The sequence below is a fragment of the Paenibacillus sp. P46E genome, from assembly GCF_001909095.1.
Taxonomy (GTDB): Bacteria; Bacillota; Bacilli; order Paenibacillales; family Paenibacillaceae; genus Paenibacillus_AQ; species Paenibacillus_AQ helianthi.
Genome location: NZ_LVYZ01000001.1, coordinates 314,001 through 334,777, shown reverse-complemented (window position 1 = coordinate 334,777; position 20,777 = coordinate 314,001). Strand labels below are relative to the sequence as shown.

Annotated in this window: 15 protein-coding genes; 3 read left to right on the top strand and 12 right to left on the bottom strand. The window is 50.4% G+C overall.

Going from position 1 to position 20,777, the window contains the following annotated elements:
• Positions 1 to 12 precede the first annotated feature (12 nt).
• From A3849_RS01330 to A3849_RS01305, 6 genes are all read right to left on the bottom strand, one after another.
• Positions 13 to 837 (bottom strand): hypothetical protein, encoded by an 825-nt coding sequence (locus tag A3849_RS01330; RefSeq protein WP_143191699.1) that lies wholly within the window; start codon positions 835 to 837, stop codon positions 13 to 15.
• 14 nt (positions 838 to 851) lie between these two features.
• Entirely contained in the window at positions 852 to 1,337 is a 486-nt protein-coding gene (locus tag A3849_RS01325) for an anti-sigma factor family protein (RefSeq protein ID WP_074109802.1), read from the bottom strand.
• Positions 1,334 to 1,867, bottom strand: a complete 534-nt coding sequence (locus A3849_RS01320; protein WP_074109801.1) for an RNA polymerase sigma factor — start codon at positions 1,865 to 1,867, stop codon at positions 1,334 to 1,336. The genes A3849_RS01325 and A3849_RS01320 overlap by 4 nt, the downstream gene beginning before the upstream one ends.
• 82 nt (positions 1,868 to 1,949) lie before the next feature.
• On the bottom strand, positions 1,950 to 3,242 hold the full coding sequence (locus A3849_RS01315) for a VTT domain-containing protein (RefSeq protein WP_074109800.1): 1,293 nt from the start codon (positions 3,240 to 3,242) through the stop codon (positions 1,950 to 1,952).
• Between the two features lie 45 nt (positions 3,243 to 3,287).
• Complete coding sequence (locus tag A3849_RS01310; protein WP_074109799.1) at positions 3,288 to 6,407, bottom strand: efflux RND transporter permease subunit; 3,120 nt, start codon at positions 6,405 to 6,407, stop codon at positions 3,288 to 3,290.
• Positions 6,408 to 6,665: 258 nt separating this feature from the next.
• Positions 6,666 to 7,349 (bottom strand): HAD hydrolase-like protein, encoded by a 684-nt coding sequence (locus A3849_RS01305; protein WP_074109798.1) that lies wholly within the window; start codon positions 7,347 to 7,349, stop codon positions 6,666 to 6,668.
• 213 nt (positions 7,350 to 7,562) lie between these two features.
• Between A3849_RS01305 and A3849_RS01300 the strand changes: the two genes are divergently transcribed.
• Positions 7,563 to 8,093 (top strand): PadR family transcriptional regulator, encoded by a 531-nt coding sequence (locus A3849_RS01300; protein ID WP_074109797.1) that lies wholly within the window; start codon positions 7,563 to 7,565, stop codon positions 8,091 to 8,093.
• Positions 8,094 to 8,230: 137 nt separating this feature from the next.
• Here A3849_RS01300 and A3849_RS01295 read toward each other — a convergent pair whose 3' ends face one another.
• The 5 genes from A3849_RS01295 to A3849_RS01275 form a co-directional block, all read right to left on the bottom strand.
• Complete coding sequence (locus tag A3849_RS01295) at positions 8,231 to 8,488, bottom strand: AbrB/MazE/SpoVT family DNA-binding domain-containing protein (RefSeq protein ID WP_025708535.1); 258 nt, start codon at positions 8,486 to 8,488, stop codon at positions 8,231 to 8,233.
• A 380-nt stretch (positions 8,489 to 8,868) separates the two neighbouring features.
• The gene (locus tag A3849_RS01290; protein WP_074109796.1) at positions 8,869 to 10,965 is read right to left on the bottom strand and encodes a glycoside hydrolase family 36 protein; all 2,097 of its coding nucleotides are present in this window, start codon (positions 10,963 to 10,965) and stop codon (positions 8,869 to 8,871) included.
• 301 nt (positions 10,966 to 11,266) lie between these two features.
• Positions 11,267 to 12,598 (bottom strand): ABC transporter substrate-binding protein, encoded by a 1,332-nt coding sequence (locus A3849_RS01285; protein ID WP_074109795.1) that lies wholly within the window; start codon positions 12,596 to 12,598, stop codon positions 11,267 to 11,269.
• Between the two features lie 124 nt (positions 12,599 to 12,722).
• Positions 12,723 to 14,369, bottom strand: coding sequence for a response regulator transcription factor (locus A3849_RS01280; protein ID WP_074109794.1), 1,647 nt, complete (start codon positions 14,367 to 14,369; stop codon positions 12,723 to 12,725).
• Complete coding sequence (locus tag A3849_RS01275; RefSeq protein WP_256700611.1) at positions 14,362 to 16,191, bottom strand: sensor histidine kinase; 1,830 nt, start codon at positions 16,189 to 16,191, stop codon at positions 14,362 to 14,364. The genes A3849_RS01280 and A3849_RS01275 overlap by 8 nt, the downstream gene beginning before the upstream one ends.
• 226 nt (positions 16,192 to 16,417) lie before the next feature.
• Between A3849_RS01275 and A3849_RS01270 the strand changes: the two genes are divergently transcribed.
• Together A3849_RS01270 and A3849_RS01265 are read left to right on the top strand one after the other, a co-directional pair.
• Entirely contained in the window at positions 16,418 to 17,308 is an 891-nt protein-coding gene (locus A3849_RS01270; RefSeq protein WP_074107327.1) for a carbohydrate ABC transporter permease, read from the top strand.
• Positions 17,308 to 18,144 carry a carbohydrate ABC transporter permease gene (locus tag A3849_RS01265; RefSeq protein ID WP_074083945.1) on the top strand — a complete coding sequence of 279 codons (837 nt, stop codon included), beginning with the start codon at positions 17,308 to 17,310 and terminating at the stop codon, positions 18,142 to 18,144. The genes A3849_RS01270 and A3849_RS01265 overlap by 1 nt, the downstream gene beginning before the upstream one ends.
• A 211-nt stretch (positions 18,145 to 18,355) precedes the next feature.
• On the opposite strand, the gene A3849_RS01260 is transcribed toward A3849_RS01265, so the two are convergent.
• Positions 18,356 to 20,716, bottom strand: a complete 2,361-nt coding sequence (locus A3849_RS01260; RefSeq protein ID WP_074109792.1) for a beta-galactosidase — start codon at positions 20,714 to 20,716, stop codon at positions 18,356 to 18,358.
• Positions 20,717 to 20,777 lie beyond the last annotated feature (61 nt).

Here is a 20,777-nt window from a genome sequence, read left to right as displayed (position 1 = left end):
AACTGTTCATTTTCATGATAACGGCTTAACTCTCTTTCTGAAAATCCACTGTACACAAATGCCAATTGAGATCATCAGGAGTAGAACGAAAAGAATAAATCCTACAAAAGGAATATTAACGAACGCAGTTAAGATAGCTGCACCAACCAGTACTTTCATCCAATCTGACATTTGCCCAGCTCCATGAAACAGCTCACCGATCCGGAAACTAACTACTGTCGATCCAAATGCCAGGGCAATCACCATCATCAGCAGGAGCAGAATAATAACCGGGATGCCAATTACAGTGACCAGCAGCAGCGCACTTAACGCTGCGAGGATCAAAGTGCCCAAGAATCCGATTACCAGCAATCGTCTGACGGAGGATAGAGGGTATCGATCTGTAAATGCGGCTATTTTTTGTTTACCGGCCAATCTGAGCAAGATAGGGATCAAGACCATCAACAGACTGGCGGCGAGCTGCAGCACCCACAAGCCCAGTGCAATCCCCCCTCCGATCAACAGGCTGTTTTGAGTGGAGGTATCCAGTGAAATGTTATAGATATCATCTCCCAGCACCGCTCCCTGATCCTGCTTGACCAGACCGCCTATCACTACAACCAGCCCTTTAATGTCAGCAGTCCTGCCCAGATGGAGATCTCCGTTCACGACAACCGTCACACCCGTCACTTGGCCAAAAATCTCGGCATTGCCCCCGACGACGTACACATCATCTACGGTTTGCCCTACAGGTACCGATATATTCTGATGCTCAAAGATCCCCCTTGCAGACGCCATACCGGGAATAAGGAGCATGAGGAGTGCAAAACAACATAACGTATAAAGAGTCCTTCTCAAGTTTTTCATCCCTTTCAACTGGTTGACGTTTGAAGCAGGCGCCGCAGTGAGTATACAGAAGCTGTAATGATAAGTAAGGACAGTATAACCGTCAATCCGGATAAGACAGGCACACCCGACAGGAGATGCGACCCCATATATACCAAGGCGATCATTAATTTCAAGAATCCATGCAGCACTTTTGCGAATATAGCACCGGCGGCGAACCAGAGAATAACAAGGGAAACGAAAGCTGCAAGCGGAACGAAAAGCCAGCCCTTTTCTGCTGTTGCCCGTTCCTTTTTGTCTGAGAGCGCCTGTAATACCCGTATTTCCAGATCCTCCGGTTCTTGAATACTCCCGAATGCATGGATGACGGTACCCTGTACCGATAATAATTCTTCCAACAGGACCTGACAGGACTCGCAGCTTTCCAGATGGGATTCGACCTGTTGTCTCTCCTCTTCTGATAATTCACCATCCATGTAAGCTGACAGCTGATCCTCCAAATGGTAGGTCATTCCTGGTCCTCCTTTGCTAATTCTTTACGCAATGACATCCGTGCCGTGAATAATCTGGACTTAACCGTCCCGATGGGAACATTCAGCAGCTTGGCGATTTCTTCATACTGGTAACCTTGCACATCATGTAACAGGATGACCTCCCGGTGGTCAACGGACAGCCTGGCCAAGCTCTCCTCAACAGACAACTTGGCAAGCGGGTCGGATACGCTTGAATCGGCTATACACTCATCGGGCTCATCTCTGAAGCCCTGCTCTTGGTTTCTCTTTTTCAGCCGATCCTTGCACAGGTTAGATACAATGGTCATCATCCACGATGAGAACGCATATTCATTATCCAAGCCGGACAAGGAATAAAAAGCTTTGACAAATGCCTCCTGGGAGACATCCTCAGCATCCATCCGACTGTTTAACATGCCTACCGCATAACGATAAACATGACCCTTGTAACGGCGGACAAGCTCAGCGAAATCTTCCTGATTCCCGCCCTTGGCCCCGTGGATAATATGATAAAGCTCAGCATCTGCCACTTATGTTCAACTCCTACCGGAACGGCAGCTTAGTCACTATCATGCCATAACTGAATTCAATTCGTAAATTATTCCCTTCCCCTCAGGCGACAAACCTTTTATTCGCGGGAAACATCCTGAGGATCTCAAGCAGCAGTACGTTCAGACTGATCCAGACCCCGCCGAAGACATAGCCGGCGACCACGTCACTGGGAAACTGCACTTGAAGATAAATCCGGCTGACTCCAATCAGGAGACAGATGAATATTACGGCTGCAACTACCAGTACCCGAACGAGTCCATTCTTATAATGCCGGAGGATTAAGAACGCAGAAAACCCGCATACCGTGATGGAGGTCAAGGTCTCTTCACTGGGAAAGGTATTAAAGAGTTGGAATCCGGCGGCAACAGGACCTGGACGGTGAAAAAGCAAACGTAAGCCATCGTCAAGCCATTCCCCGCCAATGACCACCCAGAACAGAAAAGAAAGCTCCAGCAGCTTGTCGCGCGCGCCCACAACGATCCAGACAGCGGCTGCGGCAATCAAAGGACCGTACAGATAGATCGAACCGAGCTGGGTGAGATGATTCATGAGATTGTGCCAATCCGGTCCAAAAAGAGATCGTACGATGTAAGTGGTCACTTCATCAAATTGATTAAATTCATGGGCGAGGAAGTCTTGAATCAAGCCCAGCATCAAGGAAACAAACAGGACAAGGGCTGCAAATGCAGACAGCACCAGGAATCTGACTTTGCCCAGCGAGTGAAAATGATGTATGCCCTTGGTAAGCAGAACGATAGAACCTGCCAGCATTCGTTGTCTGTATTTCTTCAGAATATAAATCATCACGGTCAGCAAAGCTGAAGCTATCGCAAAAATAATCATATAGCGATTTACACTTTGGTGATAAATTTCCCATTTGGGTCCCAGGACTCTACCGAGTGAAATGAACAGGCAGACCCAAAAAACGGCTCCTGAATAGGCATATATCGCATATTTTCGGAAGGGCATACGGGTTGCGCCACAGAAGTATCCTGTAATATGTCTGACTCCGGGTATGAAGTAGGCAACAAACAGCAGCTTGTCGCCATATTTCTCAAACCACACATTCATTCTTGCCAGCTGTTCTTCCCCCAAATGAACACGATGTCCATACTTGCGCAGGAAAGGCTGACCCAGCTTATAGCCGATCCAGTAAGAAAGTGTAACGCCGGCAGTTACACCGGCACTCGCTGAGATCATACTAAGCACTAAATTCAGTTTGCCTTCATACACGAACAAACCCGTATAGCTCATCATCATTTCACCCGGAAGAGGCAAGGCAAGCATTTCAAGAAACAAGGCCATAAAAATCAGGCCATATCCATACTGCTCAAGCCATGTAGTTATGCCCATTGAAACCCCTCCTCTTCCTTATAGTGTGCACGTAATGTTTCGGTATTACACTGTTTCTCCGTTCAGGGATTGATCGGCATTCCGGGCCGCTTTGCCCTGCATCCATTCATAGATAATCGGGATCACCACAAAGCTGTTGAGCGTGGAGGTAACCATCCCGCCGATCACCACAATGCCCAGCACCTGTGAAATGACCGTATCAGCGCTATGAGATAAGGCAAGGGGAATCAGGGTAAGCACTGTAGTGCCTGCTGTCATCATAATCGGCCGTACCCGTGACAGACTTCCCTGAACAACCGAGCCCCGGAGGCTCATACCCTCTTTGCGGTTGCGTTCAATTTTATCAATGAGAACTATTCCATTGGTCACTACAATACCGGTAAGCATCAACACCCCAATCAACGCAGCCAGGTTCCATTGACCATGGATCGCATATAAAGCGATCACCACACCGGATAAAGCCAGTGGAATACTGATCAATACGGCAAACGGCGCTTTCCAGCCTTTAAAGACAAAACTGGTAATCAGCAGAACGAGAAGGATGGATACCACCACTGCTATCGTCATCTCGAGTATCATCTGCGTAACTTGCTGGGTAATGCCCCCCAGGGAGTAGGTCACCCCGTCCGGAAGCTGCATATCCTTCAAAGTCTGATTCACGGTTCCTGACACTTTACTCATGTCACTGGAAATGATCTGTGCACTAACCACAGCAAAGGGCTGACCGTCGCGTTCTTGAATGGACGAAACTGCATCGCTTTTCTGAATGGAGGCCAATTGATCGAACCGGTACGTTTGACCATTGCTGCCGGTAAAGGTCTCCGCAGACAGAGAAGCCAGCACTTGTTCCGGTGTATAGACGGGCAATGTCTTATCATTGACGGATTTCGTTTGAACAGGATCGATATACACGTCTACCGGAATAACCCCTGTTCCTGTTGATGTCATAATATCAAAATCTTTCCCCTTGGTCATGTACCGTTTCAGCAGGTTATTAATATCAGCCTCATTAATGCCCGCCTGCTTCACTTTTTCCCGATCCATAACGACAGTGAACTTGGGAATGCCATTGGTCATATCCGTCTTACCGGAAACGCTTAGTCCCGGGATATCGACCAGTTTGGTTCGGACCTGATCAGCAGCCTTCTCCAGTGTTTGCTCATCTGCGCCCGTCAGCATGATTTTGATCGTCGAATCATCGCCTGCGATGTTCTGATTGGTTACCGTAATAGCAGCCCGATCGGACAGGCTGGATAGATCCGATTGCAAAGCGGGTATGAACGTATTGACCGCCTTTACGTTTTTTAATTGGATGGAAAGATTGGCTATGTTGGGCTGCTGAATAAATCCGCCGCCTTGGTCAAATACATCATCTGCCTGCGGCGTGAACGAAGAGCCGAAGGTAGCGGAATAAGAAGCGATTCCGGCGTTATTATGGAGAACATCTTCCACCGCTTTGACTTCCTTATCCACTTCCGAGAGCGGCGTTCCTTTCGGGAGTTCCACTTTAACCGCTACCTGACCGCTGGCTGTGCTCGGCAGCAGGCTGAATGGAAGCCGCGCAGCGAACAGCCCGGCGATGACAAAGAGGATAAGCGAGATACTGATGACTGTTTTTTTGTGCTTCAATGCGGACATAAGAAATGGCTTCATCAGAGGTTCGAGCGTGACTGCCTGGGTCTTCGGTTCTCTCCAGCCGATGAAGGCGAAGGAAGGAATAACCAGCATGGCGACAAGGAACGATACTCCAAGCGCGATGACGACGGACCAAGCAAAGCCGGAATACGAAGCGCCAATGATGCCGCCGACTAGTGCAATCGGAACATAGACGGCAACGGTAGTCGCCGTAGAAGCGAATATGGCCGGCAGCATTTCCACTACTGCAGAAGCCAAGACGTGAAGTACGGGCTTGTCTTTATTTTCCTGTACCCGGCGGTAGATGTTATCCAGAATCACAATCGCATCGTCCACGATCCGTCCCATGGCCACAATCAGCCCGGACACGGTCAGGATGTTGAGCGTAACGCCCATCCATTTGAGTACAGCCACCGTAGCCAGCAGCGAAATAGGCAGCGATACGGCAATCAGAAGAGTGGACCGCACATTACGGAAAAAGAACAGCACGCAGAGCATGGAGAACAGGCAGCCGAGCAAGCCTTCGCGAATCAGCCCTTTTAGCGAGCTGTTCAAATCATGCGCGCGGTCCGTCAGCAAAGTCATCGCTACATCACCGCTTTTTACAGCGGAAATCCCGGAGACACGTTCTTTTACATGCGCAGCAACATCTGTAATGGTTGCCGTAGGTGTCTTGATGACATTAATAAGCACACTGGCTTTCCCATTGGTTCGTGAGACGGTTTTGACATCGGTCAGCGACTGGGATACTGATGCCACAGCCGATAAGGGGACGCTGTCCCCATCTTTATTTTTAATCACCAGGCCGTTCAACTGCTGTTCCGTGAGATCCCAGCCTTCTACTCGAATGGGAAAGGAAGCTTTGACATTGGCAATGTTGCCTTGCAGGGTGGGGAGATCCAGTAGAATAGATTTGTTAAAATCGTCAACAGACATGCCGTTAGCCACCAGATCCTTCATCCGAAGTGCAACGACGTATCCTTTATTCGCCCCGCCGACTGTCTGTACATCCGCCACTCCGGGAACGGATTTCAATTGGTTAACAATATCCGTTTGCAGAGAGGATTGCAGGGTCAGATCATCGACTTGGCCACTCGCAGCTGTCAGGCTGTAGCTCAGAATCGGGAAGGTACTGGAGGTCAAGCGGGTGACCACCGGCTTGTTAACGCCATCCGGCAAGGCCGCATCGTTCAACGCTTGCTTAAGCGCATTCTCCGCTTGTTCCATATTGTAATCCATCGGGTAATACAGATTCATCAGGAGCCCGCCATCGTACGAGGTGGTCTCCAGATTGGTAAGTCCATTCGTCTTGCGGATGGCTTCCTCCAAAGGGGTTGTGATATCGCGTCTGATTTGGTCCGCCTGGTAGGAGGATGCCCGCAGGGATACCATTAACGTGGTGTTATTGATGCCGGGGAGATAATCTCTTTGCATTTGATAGGCGGATACCGCTCCCCAAGCCAAGATGAGCAGGACGCAAACCAGAATAATCGTCGCGCGCTGCATAACAGATTCTATGATACGTTTCATTGTAAGTCTCCTCTCAGGTCTATATAGAGAAAAGACTATGAAATAGGCAGGATTGTTCATTCATTAAAAAATAAATTTACAGCTAAATCCGCTGCACCGCTGAAATTTCGGGATTTATCCGAAAATCTGTTTTCGAAGGGATATCCCTGGACATCAATACGGGTGCCCTTAACGCCGGTAATACGGCGATAATGACACCCGTGTGAATTTGCCTTTCCCTAATTTGGACTGTCTTGCCGACTGGATTCATTACTTAGCTTACTCCGTGCTGTTATCGTAAAGGCCGATCAGCTCATCGAATGCGGAGATAATGACATCTGAGCCTTTCAGCTCATCCTGGCCTCCGAACCCTGCGTAGGCGCAGCCGATGACCGTCTGCCCGTTGCCTTTGCCGGCCTCCACATCGGAAGAACGGTCCCCGACCATCCAGGCTTCTTTAATACCATGTTCGTCCAGCAGGATGCGCAGCAGATCGGTTTTGGTAGCGGTACCCTGTCCGCCTGCACTGTAGAGACCCTCAAACAGCTCTTCCAGCTTATGCACCACAACAACGCTGTGAATATAATCCTCCAGCCCGTTGCTCGCTACGAACAGCTTGACTCCGCGCTCATGCAGTGCCGTAAGCGTCTCGGTTACCTTGGGGTACAGAAGGGTGCCGCCTGCCTTAAGTCCCTCAATTTCCTGTTGTAGCAGCAGCTCATCTGCGCGGCGGTGAACAGCCTCATCGGCATCCGGCATCACATTCTTCCAGATCTGTGACAGCAGCATGCCCAGGCTGCTTAGAATTCGCTCCTCTGGTGGAGTAGGCCCGGAATAAAGGCCCTCTTCCCGCAAAACATCAAACATTTTATGATAAGCGGGCAACAGCAAACTTTCGGTCTGAAACAACGTTCCATCCATATCAAAAATGATCGCTTCCGGTTTCTTCAACTTCGTACTCATGAGATGACCCAACCCTTCTCTATGGTTCAGTAGATGCTGCCTTCTGCAGGCAGTATGCTTCCGTCTTACGCCCTATGATATAGGATGGCAGCAGGTGTTGTCTATGTACAGGCCAGTGCGCTTGTGATAAATATATCAATATGTTATATTTCGTTTTGATATATAACTCAGATTCTCGGTCAATGGATTCCAACAGAGGGGCGGCAGATATTCATGAACATACAAGATGTAATACTCGGAATTCTATGCAAAAAGCCACATTCCGGCTATGAGATCAAGCGGCATTTCGAGGAGTATTTTTCCTTTTTCTTCGATGCCAGCTTTGGCACCATCTATCCTACACTCAGCAAGCTTGAAGGGCTGAACCTGATTACCAAGGAATCCGTACGGCAGGAAGGCAAGCCGGATAAAAATGTGTACACCATCACAGAGGCAGGTAAAGAGCATTTCCGGAGCTATTTGGTTCAACCTGCGGAAAAAGAAGTGTTGCGCTCGGACTTTCTAATGCATCTCTACTTCGGGGATATGGCGGATGAAGAAACCATGGATACTTTGCTCCGCGAAGGCCTCCAAAACAAGCGGGACATGTACACCGATCTGGAACAGAAGATGAACCAGCTGGACAGCAAACTCAGTCCCCACCAGAAGCTGTGCATTGAGCTGGGTTTGGTGCAATACAAGGCCTTCATTATGAAGCTGGAACATGTGCTGGAATCCAGTGGAGAGGACCCCGCCCCAAGCTGAATTACGAGACAGCCACAGGGCTTGCGGGATGCCGTCTTTTTGCTTAGACAATCAAAAGGGACCGTAGGGCAATCCACCATTATGGTGTATGCCCTACGGTCCCTTTTGTCTAAAATGTAATGCTGCTGGTTACTGGTTTATACGTGGTCGAAGCTGGCGATCAATTCGTCAAGCACATCTTTGCTGACCATTTTGCCTTTGAAGTTAATGAGGTTTTCCGCACTGCCGGAGAAGATGCAGGTAGGCTCATATTTTCTGAGAATGATCTTTTCCCCATCAACGAAAATCTCGAGCGGGTCTTTTATGTCAATTCCCATCGTTCTGCGTAGTTCAATCGGAATCACGATTCTTCCCAGTTCATCTACTTTTCTTACAATTCCTGTTGCTTTCATCACTATGCATCCTCCCTTAAAATAACACTTAATAATCATTGGTGTTAAAAGCTATCAAAGCTTCTAAATAGTAGAAATGATTAACCTATATCTGCATTGTAAAGTGCTATTTCTTTCCTGTCAATTTTATTTCTACATCTTTTGATATATATCGACAAAATATTCAACAAAGTTTAGAGCAAATTCGACAAAATATTAGGTTAATCACTATTTTATCCAAAATTCATACCCATTAACAGTTTTTTATTTTACAAAAAGAATATAATCCGCTAGAAAACTAAATAGACGCATTTACAGAACAAGAAACCCTCCACCAGCAGAAAGACGGTTTCTGCTGGCGGAGGGTTGATATGAATTTCATAATATCAGTTCATGTCAGAGGATCAGACTTGAATTTCGAATAGGCGGGCGGTCTTGCCCTGCGGGATCGAGACAGTCAGCACACCAGCCGGCTTGTCCCAGCTCCAATCCGAATGATGCTGCTTCGGATAAGCACAGCGTATTTCCGCAGCCTGGCCCTGCAGCCCGGGAATCGGAAGCCTAACTTCTGCTTCTTCTCCGGCAATCCGCCAGACTGCGAGATAGCGTGTATCGCCATAGCGCAGCCCAAAGCTGACCCATGCGCCTTCACTATCAGGCAGGCCCAGCGGCCAGAACGGCGTCGCCTGCGGAATGTAGGCGCGGATGGATTTGTAATAATCCAAGGCTTCCTTCACCAGTTCTCTGCGCCGGGGCTCAAGCTCCGCCAGATGTCCGCTCTGGTGCACACGGAGCAGCAGTGCGTTGACCATGTTGAAGATGACCTCTTCATCATCACCTTCACGCAGCGGGTAGGACCAGACAGCTGATTGCTCCGGCGTGAGTGCTGCCGGCGACCCTGCGGCAATTGCCGCGTACTGCACATAGTCCTCCTGATCGCTGGTCGACTGGATGCTGTGCCGGCTGAGCATGGCATAGTCCATTCGCATGCCGCCGCTGGAACAATTCTCGATCACCAGATCCGGGTAACGGATGAAAATGCTGTCCAGCCAGGCCAGATAAGCCCGGTTATGCTGCAGCAGTCCGTCGCCGAAGCTGTCAGCATCCGTCTCCGTCCCTATGCCTGCATTGATGTTATAGTCCATCTTGATATAGCCGACTCCATACTGCTCCACCAATCTGGCGATAACTCCATCAGCGTGCGCAATAACCTTCGGACTCCGGTAATCCAGCTGATATCGGCTGCGGTCCTTCACCCGTTTGCCATGGCGCATGAAGAACCAGCTGTCATCGGTCTCAGCCAGCTTTGGACTGTTGATCCCCATCACCTCAAGCTCCAGCCAGAGGCCGGGAATCATCCCTTTGCTGCGGATATAATCCAGCACATATTTAATCCCCTCCGGGAAGCGCTCGGCGGAGGGCTCCCACTGCCCGACGCCATCCCACCATTCTCCCGGTGCATACCAGCCTGCGTCGATGCAGAAATATTCACAGCCGACATCGGCGGCGGCATCAATCAGCGGCAACAGCTTCTCCGTCGTCGGACTGCCCCACAAACAGTTCATATAGTCATTGAAAATAATCCGCAGCAGCTCGTTATCCTCATTCGGACGGCGGATTATCCGCCGGTAGGCGGTAAGCTGTTCTGCTGCTCCCTGAAAGCCATCCTGCACTGCGCCGACGGCTACCGGAACCGAGGTGAATTCCTCGCCCGGCTCAAGCTTCAGCCACCAGTGGTTGTCATGCTCGGTCGGTCCGCTGACCAGCAGTGTGAGCTGATCCACTTGATCGGTCAGCTCCCAGTGCCAGGAACCGTTATGCTCAATCTGCCAGAACAGGCTTGTCCCGCTCTCCTTGTTGTGCAGGACAGCCATGGGGAGCAGTTCTGCCGCCGACCAGGAGCCGGTGTTGCTGGCGGCGATACGCTTGGAGCCACGGTCCGCCAGATGGGACATGCCCAGCTCCGGCAGGCGGTAGGTCCGCCATTGCAGCTCACTCTGCCATCCGCTGTGGGCAAGGGTGACCTCTATTTTGTCGTTACGGTCTCCGGTGCCTTCCTTATCTACTCCGGTAAGCGCAAAAGTCGAAAGATATTCGACAGCGGCTACTTCCGTACCTTCGTTCTTCAGCACCGTCCAGCAGCGGACTGTCTGTACGCCGGTATAAAACTGAATATGCTGTTCGGCTCTAATTCCGGAAACCGGATCAACCAGACCGATCTCCAGCTTGCGGCCAAGGGCATTTACGCTGTCCTTATGACCTGCATATTCCATCCGCAGCCCCGGGTAGGATGCGCGGTGCGTGCGCCCGTGATACTCATCCCTGTCCTCGCCTGAGAGCTGCAGTTCCAGCAGCCGGAACCCCGGTTTGCTCTTCTCCGCAATTACTCCATCCTCTAATGGCGCTGCACCAAAATGCAGCAGCCGGACATCCTGCTGCTCCGTAATTTCAATCGTAAGATAAAGTCCGTTTTCGGCAATTTCAATGAGCTTGCTGTCCATATATCATTTGGCCTCCTGACAAATGTGGTTGTCTCTACCCTGCTTTGTGTCTCCTAATTATAAGGTGTCTTTTGTATTCGTAACTAAAGATTTTTAGATCTGTTGCAAAAGTGAAGAAGTAACGGAGGGGAAGTTTGGAATTGGAGGAGCGGTAGCGGCCGGAAATCCAAACATTCCCCGCAGTTACGTCAAGCCACTGGTGCTTCCCGCCCCGAAATCTGTGTTACATAAAAAAGACGGCTTATCCGGTAAATGAAATCTTACCTTCAAGAGCCGTCCCGGGATGGAAGCGATTCAAATCTTATTGTTCAGCTGATCCGAATTGAATCCAGGCTTTTTGAATTTCATCGATGGCCTGATCCTTGGATTTGCTGCCGCCGATGTATGCCTGCATCAGCTCGCCGAATTTCTGGTGGAAGGTATCCAGAGAGTAGTTGACCGACAAGTCGCCGGATTTCTCGGTTTTGAGGATTTCTACCATTTCCTTAGGCATTTGCAGGTCAGGCATTGGAGCATCCTTGATTGGTGGAATTACTTTTGCCACCGTGGAGAACCAGTTTTTACCGTACTCGGAAGTATACAGCCAGTTGAAGAATTCAATGGTTTCCTTAGCTACAGCGGAATCCTTGTTAATGCGCAGTGCCTGGTCAGCACCGGTAATAATCTGTGCCTGCTCTGGCTTGTCGCTGACCGGATATCCGGCGATGCCGAGATCAAAGTCAGGGGTAATCTTTTTGATGGCTTCTTCATCCCATGCGCCTTTACCCGTCATAAACGCTGCTTTGCCAAGAGCGAAGTCACTGACTTCCGCATTGCTGTCGCGTTCCAGCGGCTTGTCCGTTCCGTGTTTGACCGTGGTGTCAATGAAGTTGAAGAAGTTGTTGTACAGTACAGGATGATCCTTGAAGGTAGTATCTCCGGCGATGAATTTGCCTACAAGTGTCTTAGCATCCATGCCGGCATCCGTAGCGGCCGCATCCACGAAGTGTTGGAAGATGTGTTTCCAGACCCACCACTCTTTATAAGCGTTGGCAAAAGGCGTAATTTTTTTGGCTTCGAGCTTGGTGATGGCATCATCCAGCTGGGCTGTAGTTTTTGGAACTTCGGTAATGCCTGCATCAGCAAGCAGCTTTTTGTTGTACATCAGGACGAACAGGTTACCTTTGACCGGAAGTCCAAGCACCTTGCCATCTGAAGAGGTCATGTTGGAGCGGACCGCATCCGTCATCGCACCTGCCAGCGGTTCGTTGGTCAGATCGGCACTGTATTCAGCAAAAGTGTCGATATCTCCGCCAGCTGTAGTCTGGAAGACGTCCGGTGTGCTGCCTGCGGCAATTTTCGATTTGAGGACCGTATTATAGTCGGCCTGCATAATTTCCAGGTTGATGGTAACGTTCGGCTTTACCTTTTTGTATTCGGCAATGTAAGCATTGAAAGCATCAGTGTATTCAGGAGATGCGGTGAACATATTAATCGTGACAGGCTTAGATGAATCTGTAGCCGTATTAGCTGGCGCATTGGTTGCACCTGTGTTGTTAGCGGCATTATTGGTATTATTCCCGCCACAGCCGGCCAGCAGTCCTCCTGCGAGCAGCATACTCGCGGATAGAGCCATAAATCTTTTTACCTTCATGATGTGTTGCCCCCTTTTCCTCATGTTTCTTGTGGTCTTGGTGTTATTTTAAATAAAAAGAAAAAGGATAAGAATGTACATAAGTGATCTTATGAGGGTAAAAAAGTGTGCTGATGTAACCGTTTCACTTTTCTCCCTCTGCGAGCAGCAGCCGAAATTCAGAAGGTGAACATTCATAGTAATTCCGGAACGCCTTGCTGAAATAGTTCTTGTCCTTATACCCCAGCCTTTCCGAAATATCCTGGATTTTGAGCGCGGGGTCCGACAGCAGATCTTTGGCTTTGTCCATTCTCACCTTTTGCACATACTCATGAATGCCATATCCATATTGGCCCTTGAACAGCTTCATTAAGTATTCTCTGCTCAGGAAGTACTTATCCGTGAACATCGATATTTTTATATTCTCGAAATAATGGTTATCAATGTATGCTTTAATATTTTCCAGCACACTGCCCCGGTCTCCGGCAAGCGATCTGCTGATTTCTCCGGCATACACATCCAGAATTCGGCTAAGCACGGCCTCGAACTCTCCAAAGGTGGCAAAATCGCTGCCAATCCCAAGCCCCCGCAGCCCTTGGCGCTTTGTACTGAGCAAACGCTCAGGGACCGCATTTAGCTCCTGGGCGATATCCCCCAGCAAAATAATAAACTCCTGAATGGTCCGGTCCGCTTCGCCCAGGCTGAACCTCTCCGAGGTTTTCCATTTGCGCGTAAAATCACTGAGAATGCTCTTCGCATGGCCCGTATTTCCGCTCTCCAGGCTGCTTCGGATCAGCGGCATCCGCCCTGTCAGGGAAGGGCTGTCCTTGGCGGCTGGTTTCGTATATCCCACATTCGAGACTACACTGCTCTTCAGGCTCAGCAGATCGGTCCCATCCAGCGCAGCCGTAGCCAGCTCATAGGACTGCGCAATGTCCAGACAATCACTGTAAGGCTGTCCAAGCCCGCTCGCACAAATCATCCCGAACAGTTCCTTCAGCGTGGATACCGCCTTCTTCATATGATGAAGCGAGAGAAACGCCGCATCTTCCCCGTAGCTGCCTTTCAGGGTAAATATAACGATGAATTCCCGCTCGCTGCGGGGACTGGCAAAGCTGAAGGCCTCGAAATGGCCGTCACTGTTCTCACTCATGACGTTAGTGACGGCAAAATGCAGCAAATCCCGGTCCTCATGGAACCGGTGATGACGCACCTGCTCCAGATTGAGCATCCGAAGAACGCCTACGGCGAAATGATTGCCGGGCTTATCCGCACCGATCAGCGGCAGAAATGCCTCATTGGACTGGTTCTTGAAGCTGCGTTCTATGATCGACAGATACATCTTCTCCTTCAGCTTCGGAAGAGACATATTCAGTGTGATATTACGGTTAATGAACTCGCTCTCCTTCTTACGTTTGGCCTCGAGCACATCGACAGCCTTCCGCAGCGCACTGTTCAGATCCGCACGGTTGACCGGCTTCAGCAGATAATCCACAACCTTGGAGCGGATAGCCTGCCGGGTATATTCAAAATCGTTGTAGCCGCTAATCACAATCAGCAGCAAATCGGGAAATTCATGTTCAGCGATTCTAAGCAGCTCGCTCCCGTTCAGCTCCGGCATCTTCATATCCACTAAGGCCAGATCAATCTTATGCCCGCGGAGCATTTCCAGCCCCATTTTTCCGTCTGTCGCCTCGAGCACCTGGTCAACGCCAAGGCCCTTCCAATCGCCAAGAATATTGATCGCTTCGCGCAGCGGCTCTTCGTCGTCTATGATCAGTACTTTATACATGTTGTCCCAGCCCTCCCCGCGGTAACCGCATATCCATTTGTGTTCCTTGCTCATTGCTGGCAATAGTGAGCCCCGCTTCGTCACCGTATAGAAGCTTCAGGCGGGTATTCAGATTCTTAAGGCCGATGCTCTCCGCATACTCTTCTTCTGCTGAGTCTCCGCCGCGGTCATCCCACTGAATCTGCAAGGTGCTAATTACCTGTTGCAGCCGCTCTTCCGATATACCTGGTCCGTCATCCAATACAGAAATCACGCTATATTCGGGGGTAATATGAGCTTCAATCCGGATGGTAACCGTACTGGATACCTTCTCCAATGCATGCTTGATACAGTTCTCCACCAGGGTCTGAATCGACAGCTTGGGAATTCTCAGCTCCAGGAGACTGTCATCCCAGGCGTATTCCACCTGCATGCGGCTGCCGAAGCGGGCTTTTTGCAGGGCCAGATAACGTTCGATATGCTTCAGCTCCTCCCGCGCCTGCACCACATCTCTGCCGCTGATGCAGTACCTCAGGGTGAGTGCCAGATTATCAACCATCTCGACAATATCATCATTATTATTTTTGAGTGCCTTGGTAGAGATGGCCTGCAGCGCATTATAGAGGAAATGCGGATTAATCTCCGCCTCCAGTGCCTTAAGCACAGCGTTTTTCTCGACAATTTTCATTTTATAGCGCTCATTGATCAGCTCATTAGTTTTTTCCACCATCTTGTTGAAATGGCGTGACAGGTAAGCGATCTCATCACTGCCCTCCACGGTTGCTTCGGCATCAAAGCTCCCGGTACTGAAGCGTTTCATCTGCAGCGACAGGTTCTTCAGGGGACTGGTAATCTTATTGGATGTGAAGCTGACGAGAATGACGGACACCATCAAAAAGAGCAGACCAATCGAATAGCTCAGTTTACGCGTCGTCGTCGCAGCTTCATAGATCTGCTTGTAGGGAATCGGCTTAATGAGCTTCCAGCCTTCCTTTTGGCTGATGTCATACATGACCAGATACTTCTGCCCGCTGTCCGACCAGGTCAAACGTCCGCCTTGGGCTGGAGTCAGCTTCTCCAGCAGCCCCGCTTTTTCACTTTTGAGAACAAATTCACGGTCATCCACCACAAACGGCTGATTGTCGGGACTGACATACATCAGATGCTCCCCCTCATTAAAGGGAATATCCTTCATAATCTCATCCGTCACACTGGAATTGAAATACAGGGACAGCACAGCCTGTGGCTCCCGGGTCACAATGGAACGCAGCAGCCGGTGGTAGCCCATGAAGCTTTTCTCAGTATTGATAGGATAATCGCCACTACTCTCCTCAGGCGACCGATCCATCACAAAGGACTGGTATGAGCGGTTGAAGGGGCTGGCCAGTGCACGCTTGTACCACGACAGATTCTCGATCGGCGGATGCGGTGCCACCCGGACGGTAATATTATAGTTCTCCTTGGTCACATAATAATATTTGTGCTCCTTGATGACGTACAGGTAAATCGCTTCCAGATCATTGCGCGAAAAATATAGATTCTTCAAATAATCCTCTACATACATCTTGGACGCATAGTCCCCGGATTCATGCAGAATCGCGTAGTTGAACTCATCATAGGAGATCTGCGGCAGTGACAGCTGGCCGATCCCGTCCAGATAACTCTCCAGATTACGCCCCACCAGGAGCAGGTTGTTACGGGTGCTGGAAATGCTGCTGTTCACCGATTCTTTGCGCAGCATGCCGTAGGAAATGAACGTCAGTGAGGTCACAACCAGAATAATGATAATCGTGAACAACAGGATCAGCTTGTTCGCCAGACGCCGGGAAATCCGCTCCAGCAAAGGCTCAAACAGCTTGTATAAGATTCTTTTGATGGTGCCTTCCTCCTTCTTGCACGGACTTTGCGGGGAAATGTTCAGTTCACCTTTTTACCCCTAACTGTACTCTTAAATCCATTTTTGAGTATAGGGGTCTGCTCTATAATACACAATATAGACTAACCGGAATGGTTATGTGTGGCAAGCCAGTACAAGACTCCCACCCTATAAATCAAGAAGAGGTGCTTCCATGTTAAAAACACTCGGCAGAAGATGGCGCGAGAAATTAGACTTTGGGCTGTTTACACTCCCCGTTCTAATCTGTATCGCTGTTGCGTTCTACATTCCTTTTGTCATGACCATCCGGTATTCCATGACGAAATGGAACGGAATATCCAAACATCCCAAATTCGTCGGCCTGGACAATTTCAAAATGATCTTCTCAGGCGATACTAACTTTTCCAATGCGGCCTGGTTCACGATCAAATATGCGGTGCTCTACATTGTGATTGTCAACGTGCTGGCGATACTGCTGGCCGTACTGCTCGATATGAAGCTGAAGTCCACCTCATGGCTGAGAGCGGCCTTCTTCATCCCTTACATTCTCAGCCTTGTTATCGTCGGCTTCATCTGGAAATTCATCTTCATGCAGGGCTTCAACTCGCTGGGTGACAGTACAGGCTGGTCGATCTTCGGACTGAGCTGGCTGGGAACGCCGGGGCTGGCATTTATCTCGATTCTAGGCGTTTCAATCTGGCAGTCCATCGGGTTCTATCTGGTAATATATATCGCAGGTCTGCAGTCTGTCCCTGAGGATCTTAAAGAAGCAGCCACAGTTGACGGTGCAGGTGCCATGAGAAGATTCTTCAGCATCACACTGCCGCTGCTCGCTCCATCCATAACGATTTCGGTATTTATGGCGCTGACCAACTCGATCAAGGTGTTCGATGTGATTCTGTCGCTGACCGGCGGCGGTCCCGGAGGAACTACCTACAGTATCGCTTACGATATTTACCGGGATACCTTCCAGAACAATCTGTACGGATACGGAACAGCGAAAGCGCTTATCCTGTTCGTAGCTGTACTGGTAGTGACGATTATCCAGCTGACAGTCTTCAAACGAAGAGAGGTTGAGGCATAATGAAAACAAACAACAACAGAGCAGGCCGGATCATTCTCGAAGTGGTTCTGGTTATCCTCTCTCTTCTGTTCCTGTATCCGCTGTTCCTGACCATTATCAACTCGTTAAAAAACTTCAGCGAGGTCATGACCGACGTAATTGCACTTCCGAAGCATCTGACGCTCAGCAACTACTCGTATGTCTGGAAATTTATCAACTATCCGAGATTGTTCCTGAACAACTTTGTGATTACCGGCCTTGGTCTGCTGGGCATCGTATTCGTCTCATCCATTGCCGCCTATAAGCTGGCACGGACCAAATCCAGACTGAGCGGAATCATCTACTTCCTGTGCATCATGCCGATGCTGATCCCTTTCCAGTCCATCATGCTGACCGTGCTGCAAACCGCCAAGAACCTGAACCTCTCCGAAAGTACCTGGGGACTGGGACTGCTGTACTGGGGATTCGGCGCACCGCTGGCTGTGTTCATCTATCATGGTTTTGTAAAAGGAATTCCGCTGGAAATCGATGAGAGCGCCACAATCGACGGAGCCTCCAGCTTCCGGCTGTTCTTCAGTGTCATCTTCCCGCTGCTGAAATCGGTAACGACAACCATCGTTATCATTGACGTAATGTGGATCTGGAATGACTTCCTGCTCCCGCTCCTGATGGTCAATGGTTCACCGGATACGAAGACCCTGACGCTCGCGGCCTACACCTTCGTTGGACAATATACCTCGGACTGGCAGTATGCAATGACAGCGATGGTAATGGCCGTGCTGCCTTCCATCATCGTGTTCATCTTCCTGCAGAAGTATATCGTCAAAGGCGTTGTAGCCGGCGCCGTGAAAGGCTGATTCGGATTCAACCTGGAAGCTGCTGCTGACAGACAAAAGCCCCGCCCAGCAGAGAAATCTGCTTGGGCGGGGCTTTTGTGGTTCTTTTTGTGCTTGATGAGTGGTTGAAGCGGACTCAGATGACTTTATTTCATGCCTCGGACTTAGAATGGGGGCGAATCGGGCAGGCCTACTACTGCATAGCAGAAAATTGACCCACTCTAACGTCCGCCTATTTCCGTAGTGCCACCCGGTACACCGGAACCGCTGTAACGCTGTGGAACACAGCGGTCGCTTCCCCGGCAAACTGCTTCTCGACCGCCATCGCGGCATCTGCCGCCACAGTCGTGACCCCCTTGCGCAGCGGGGTGGTCTCAAGGATGATCTCTCCGCTTCTCAGTGTATCCCTGAAGCGCGACAGCCCGATCTCCCATGGCGCGCCATTATAGAAATGATCGTGGAAGAGCTGGCCGGCCGCAAAGGCATAGCCGACATTTCCGGTGTAATCGATGCTTAACAGCACCTCTTCCACGCCCTCCAGGAGGTCCGGTGCAAGTTGAAGCGCGATTTTGTGGTCATGAATCCGGTGGATATCCAGCCGGATCTCCTTGGCTGGGAGTTCCAGATCGAAGCTGTGGAACCACTCCTCTCTATGCTGCGCAATCGAGCAGGCGGCGTGCACCGTTGTCCACCGGGCAGGCGCCGCCGGACCGCCGGCATATTCCCGGAAGGAGAAGCTGCTCTGACCGCTGCTGAAGAATTCAATGCCGTCCTGCGTCTGTACAGGCGGAACTTCCGAGAAAATAATCCGCTGCTGCCCTTCATCCTCCATCTCCCACAGCATGGTGGCTTCTTTGGCATTCATAGCGTAAATACGGATCTCCCGGGCTCCTTCCTGTGTAATCCGGATCATTCCCGGACGGTCATGCGGAATAAGAACCGTGTACTCGTTCCCCGGACCTTTTTCGACCGTTCCGGTGTCTGCTAATATTCCGGTAATGGCTGCATGTGCATCAATCAGAAACTCCCCGTCCACACCCTCCGGCATCGAGAAAAAGTACGTAGCCGCATCCGCAGACTCCACCCGCGTCACTGGCTGGGCTGTAGCAAAGCGCAAATTCAGCCCGTCCAGTGCAAAGTTGAACGGAAAGATAAACGACGCGTTTTTGCGGACGGTTAGCGAGCCTTTTCTTGGGAATTCAATGGTTTCGTCAGCCAGTAGAATGGCGAACCGGACATCCTCATGGGTGTCCATCACGACATGATCCTGATAGTTATTCACGAACAGGAACCCGGCTTTGCCGTCTGTGCGGACGGCATACCGCAGCGAATGCGCATCTTCAGGAGTGATGGTCTCCGCACCATCCGGCAGGACGGTGGCCATTGGCGCAAGCCGTTCCCCGAACCGGTGCAGGAAATAATGCAACGGCCGCAGCAGATGAGCTGAATCCCGGATCTGCCCGAACTCTCCGATCGGTGCCTGGAAATCATACGTGATTCTTGGCGTGGTGCTCTCATTCAGGTAGCCCGTTTTTCCTATTGGATTCGTACCGCCATGGAACATATAATAGCCGACAAAATTGCATCCGCCCCCAATCTTCATCAGGCTCATTGCCATCACACTTTCCGGCTCCACCTGGAACCGGGACAGATACCAGGTCTGCATCCCTCCGCCCATTTCACAGCAGGCAAACGGATATTTAGTCTTGGGATAGGGAGGGTTGAATTCACCCGTCTCAGCAGCTTCATTATGGTAATTCACAAATACATACTCCGGTGTCGGCTTCTGGTCAGGATTCTGCTCGCTGATGCTCCACGGCGTATAGGCATAGCCGCCATACAGCGGAAGCACCTCATCCTCCAACAATGGCGCAGCGCCCCAGCCTGTACTGGTATAGAAAGGCGCAACCATTCCTGCCTCCTCTGCATACTGCTTAAGCAGACGCATATGCTCGGAGCCGGCTTCGCCGCCAAGTCCGCCGCTCAGGTACTCATCCCCTTGCTTCGCGGTCAACTCCCACAAGGCGGCAGCGGCATTGAATTCGTTCTCCAGCTGAATGCCAACCACCGGCCCTCCGTCTTTGAACATCTGCCCCGCCGCCTGTATTCCAATCTCATGGAACAGCCTGTGGACATAATGCAGATAACCTTCATCATTGGAACGCACATCGAAGGAACGCCCGAACAGCCAGTCCGGCAGCCCGCCGTTGCGGACTTCCCCATGGCAGAAGGGACCCACACGCAGGATGACATATATTCCATTCTGTGCGCACAGCTCTACGAATTTCCGCACATTGCGGTTGCCCTGCCACTCGAAGACCCCTTCGATTTCCTCATGATGATTCCAGAAGATGTAGGTAGCCACAATATTGATTCCGGAACCTTTCATCTTACGGATCTCCGTCTCCCAGCAGTCTTCCGGGTAACGGGAATAATGGAATTCGCCGCAGATGGCAAAATATGGCTTGCCGTTCAGTTCCATATAGTAGTTGGTGAAGCTAATGTGATCTCCCTTCGGATGGGTTCCGCCCAGCCGTAAGGTCGCCGGATAAATGTCTTTCGGGGCAATGCCCGCATGAATGGTATAAGTCATATTTTGCAGCTCCTTTTCTATATAAATAAGGGCTGCCCCAAAGCAAATGCTTTGGAGCAGC

Excerpts from the sequence above, each read along its gene's own strand:
- A3849_RS01285 (WP_074109795.1), bottom strand. The coding sequence starts at position 12,598 with ATGAAGGTAAAAAGATTTATGGCTCTATCCGCGAGTATGCTGCTCGCA.
- A3849_RS01310 (WP_074109799.1), bottom strand. The coding sequence starts at position 6,407 with ATGAAACGTATCATAGAATCTGTTATGCAGCGCGCGACGATTATTCTG.
- A3849_RS01265 (WP_074083945.1), top strand. The coding sequence starts at position 17,308 with ATGAAAACAAACAACAACAGAGCAGGCCGGATCATTCTCGAAGTGGTT.
- A3849_RS01315 (WP_074109800.1), bottom strand. The coding sequence starts at position 3,242 with ATGGGCATAACTACATGGCTTGAGCAGTATGGATATGGCCTGATTTTT.
- A3849_RS01300 (WP_074109797.1), top strand. The coding sequence starts at position 7,563 with ATGAACATACAAGATGTAATACTCGGAATTCTATGCAAAAAGCCACAT.
- A3849_RS01305 (WP_074109798.1), bottom strand. The coding sequence starts at position 7,349 with ATGAGTACGAAGTTGAAGAAACCGGAAGCGATCATTTTTGATATGGAT.
- A3849_RS01290 (WP_074109796.1), bottom strand. The coding sequence starts at position 10,965 with ATGGACAGCAAGCTCATTGAAATTGCCGAAAACGGACTTTATCTTACG.
- A3849_RS01280 (WP_074109794.1), bottom strand. The coding sequence starts at position 14,369 with ATGTATAAAGTACTGATCATAGACGACGAAGAGCCGCTGCGCGAAGCG.
- A3849_RS01260 (WP_074109792.1), bottom strand. The coding sequence starts at position 20,716 with ATGACTTATACCATTCATGCGGGCATTGCCCCGAAAGACATTTATCCG.
- A3849_RS01270 (WP_074107327.1), top strand. The coding sequence starts at position 16,418 with ATGTTAAAAACACTCGGCAGAAGATGGCGCGAGAAATTAGACTTTGGG.
- A3849_RS01325 (WP_074109802.1), bottom strand. The coding sequence starts at position 1,337 with ATGACCTACCATTTGGAGGATCAGCTGTCAGCTTACATGGATGGTGAA.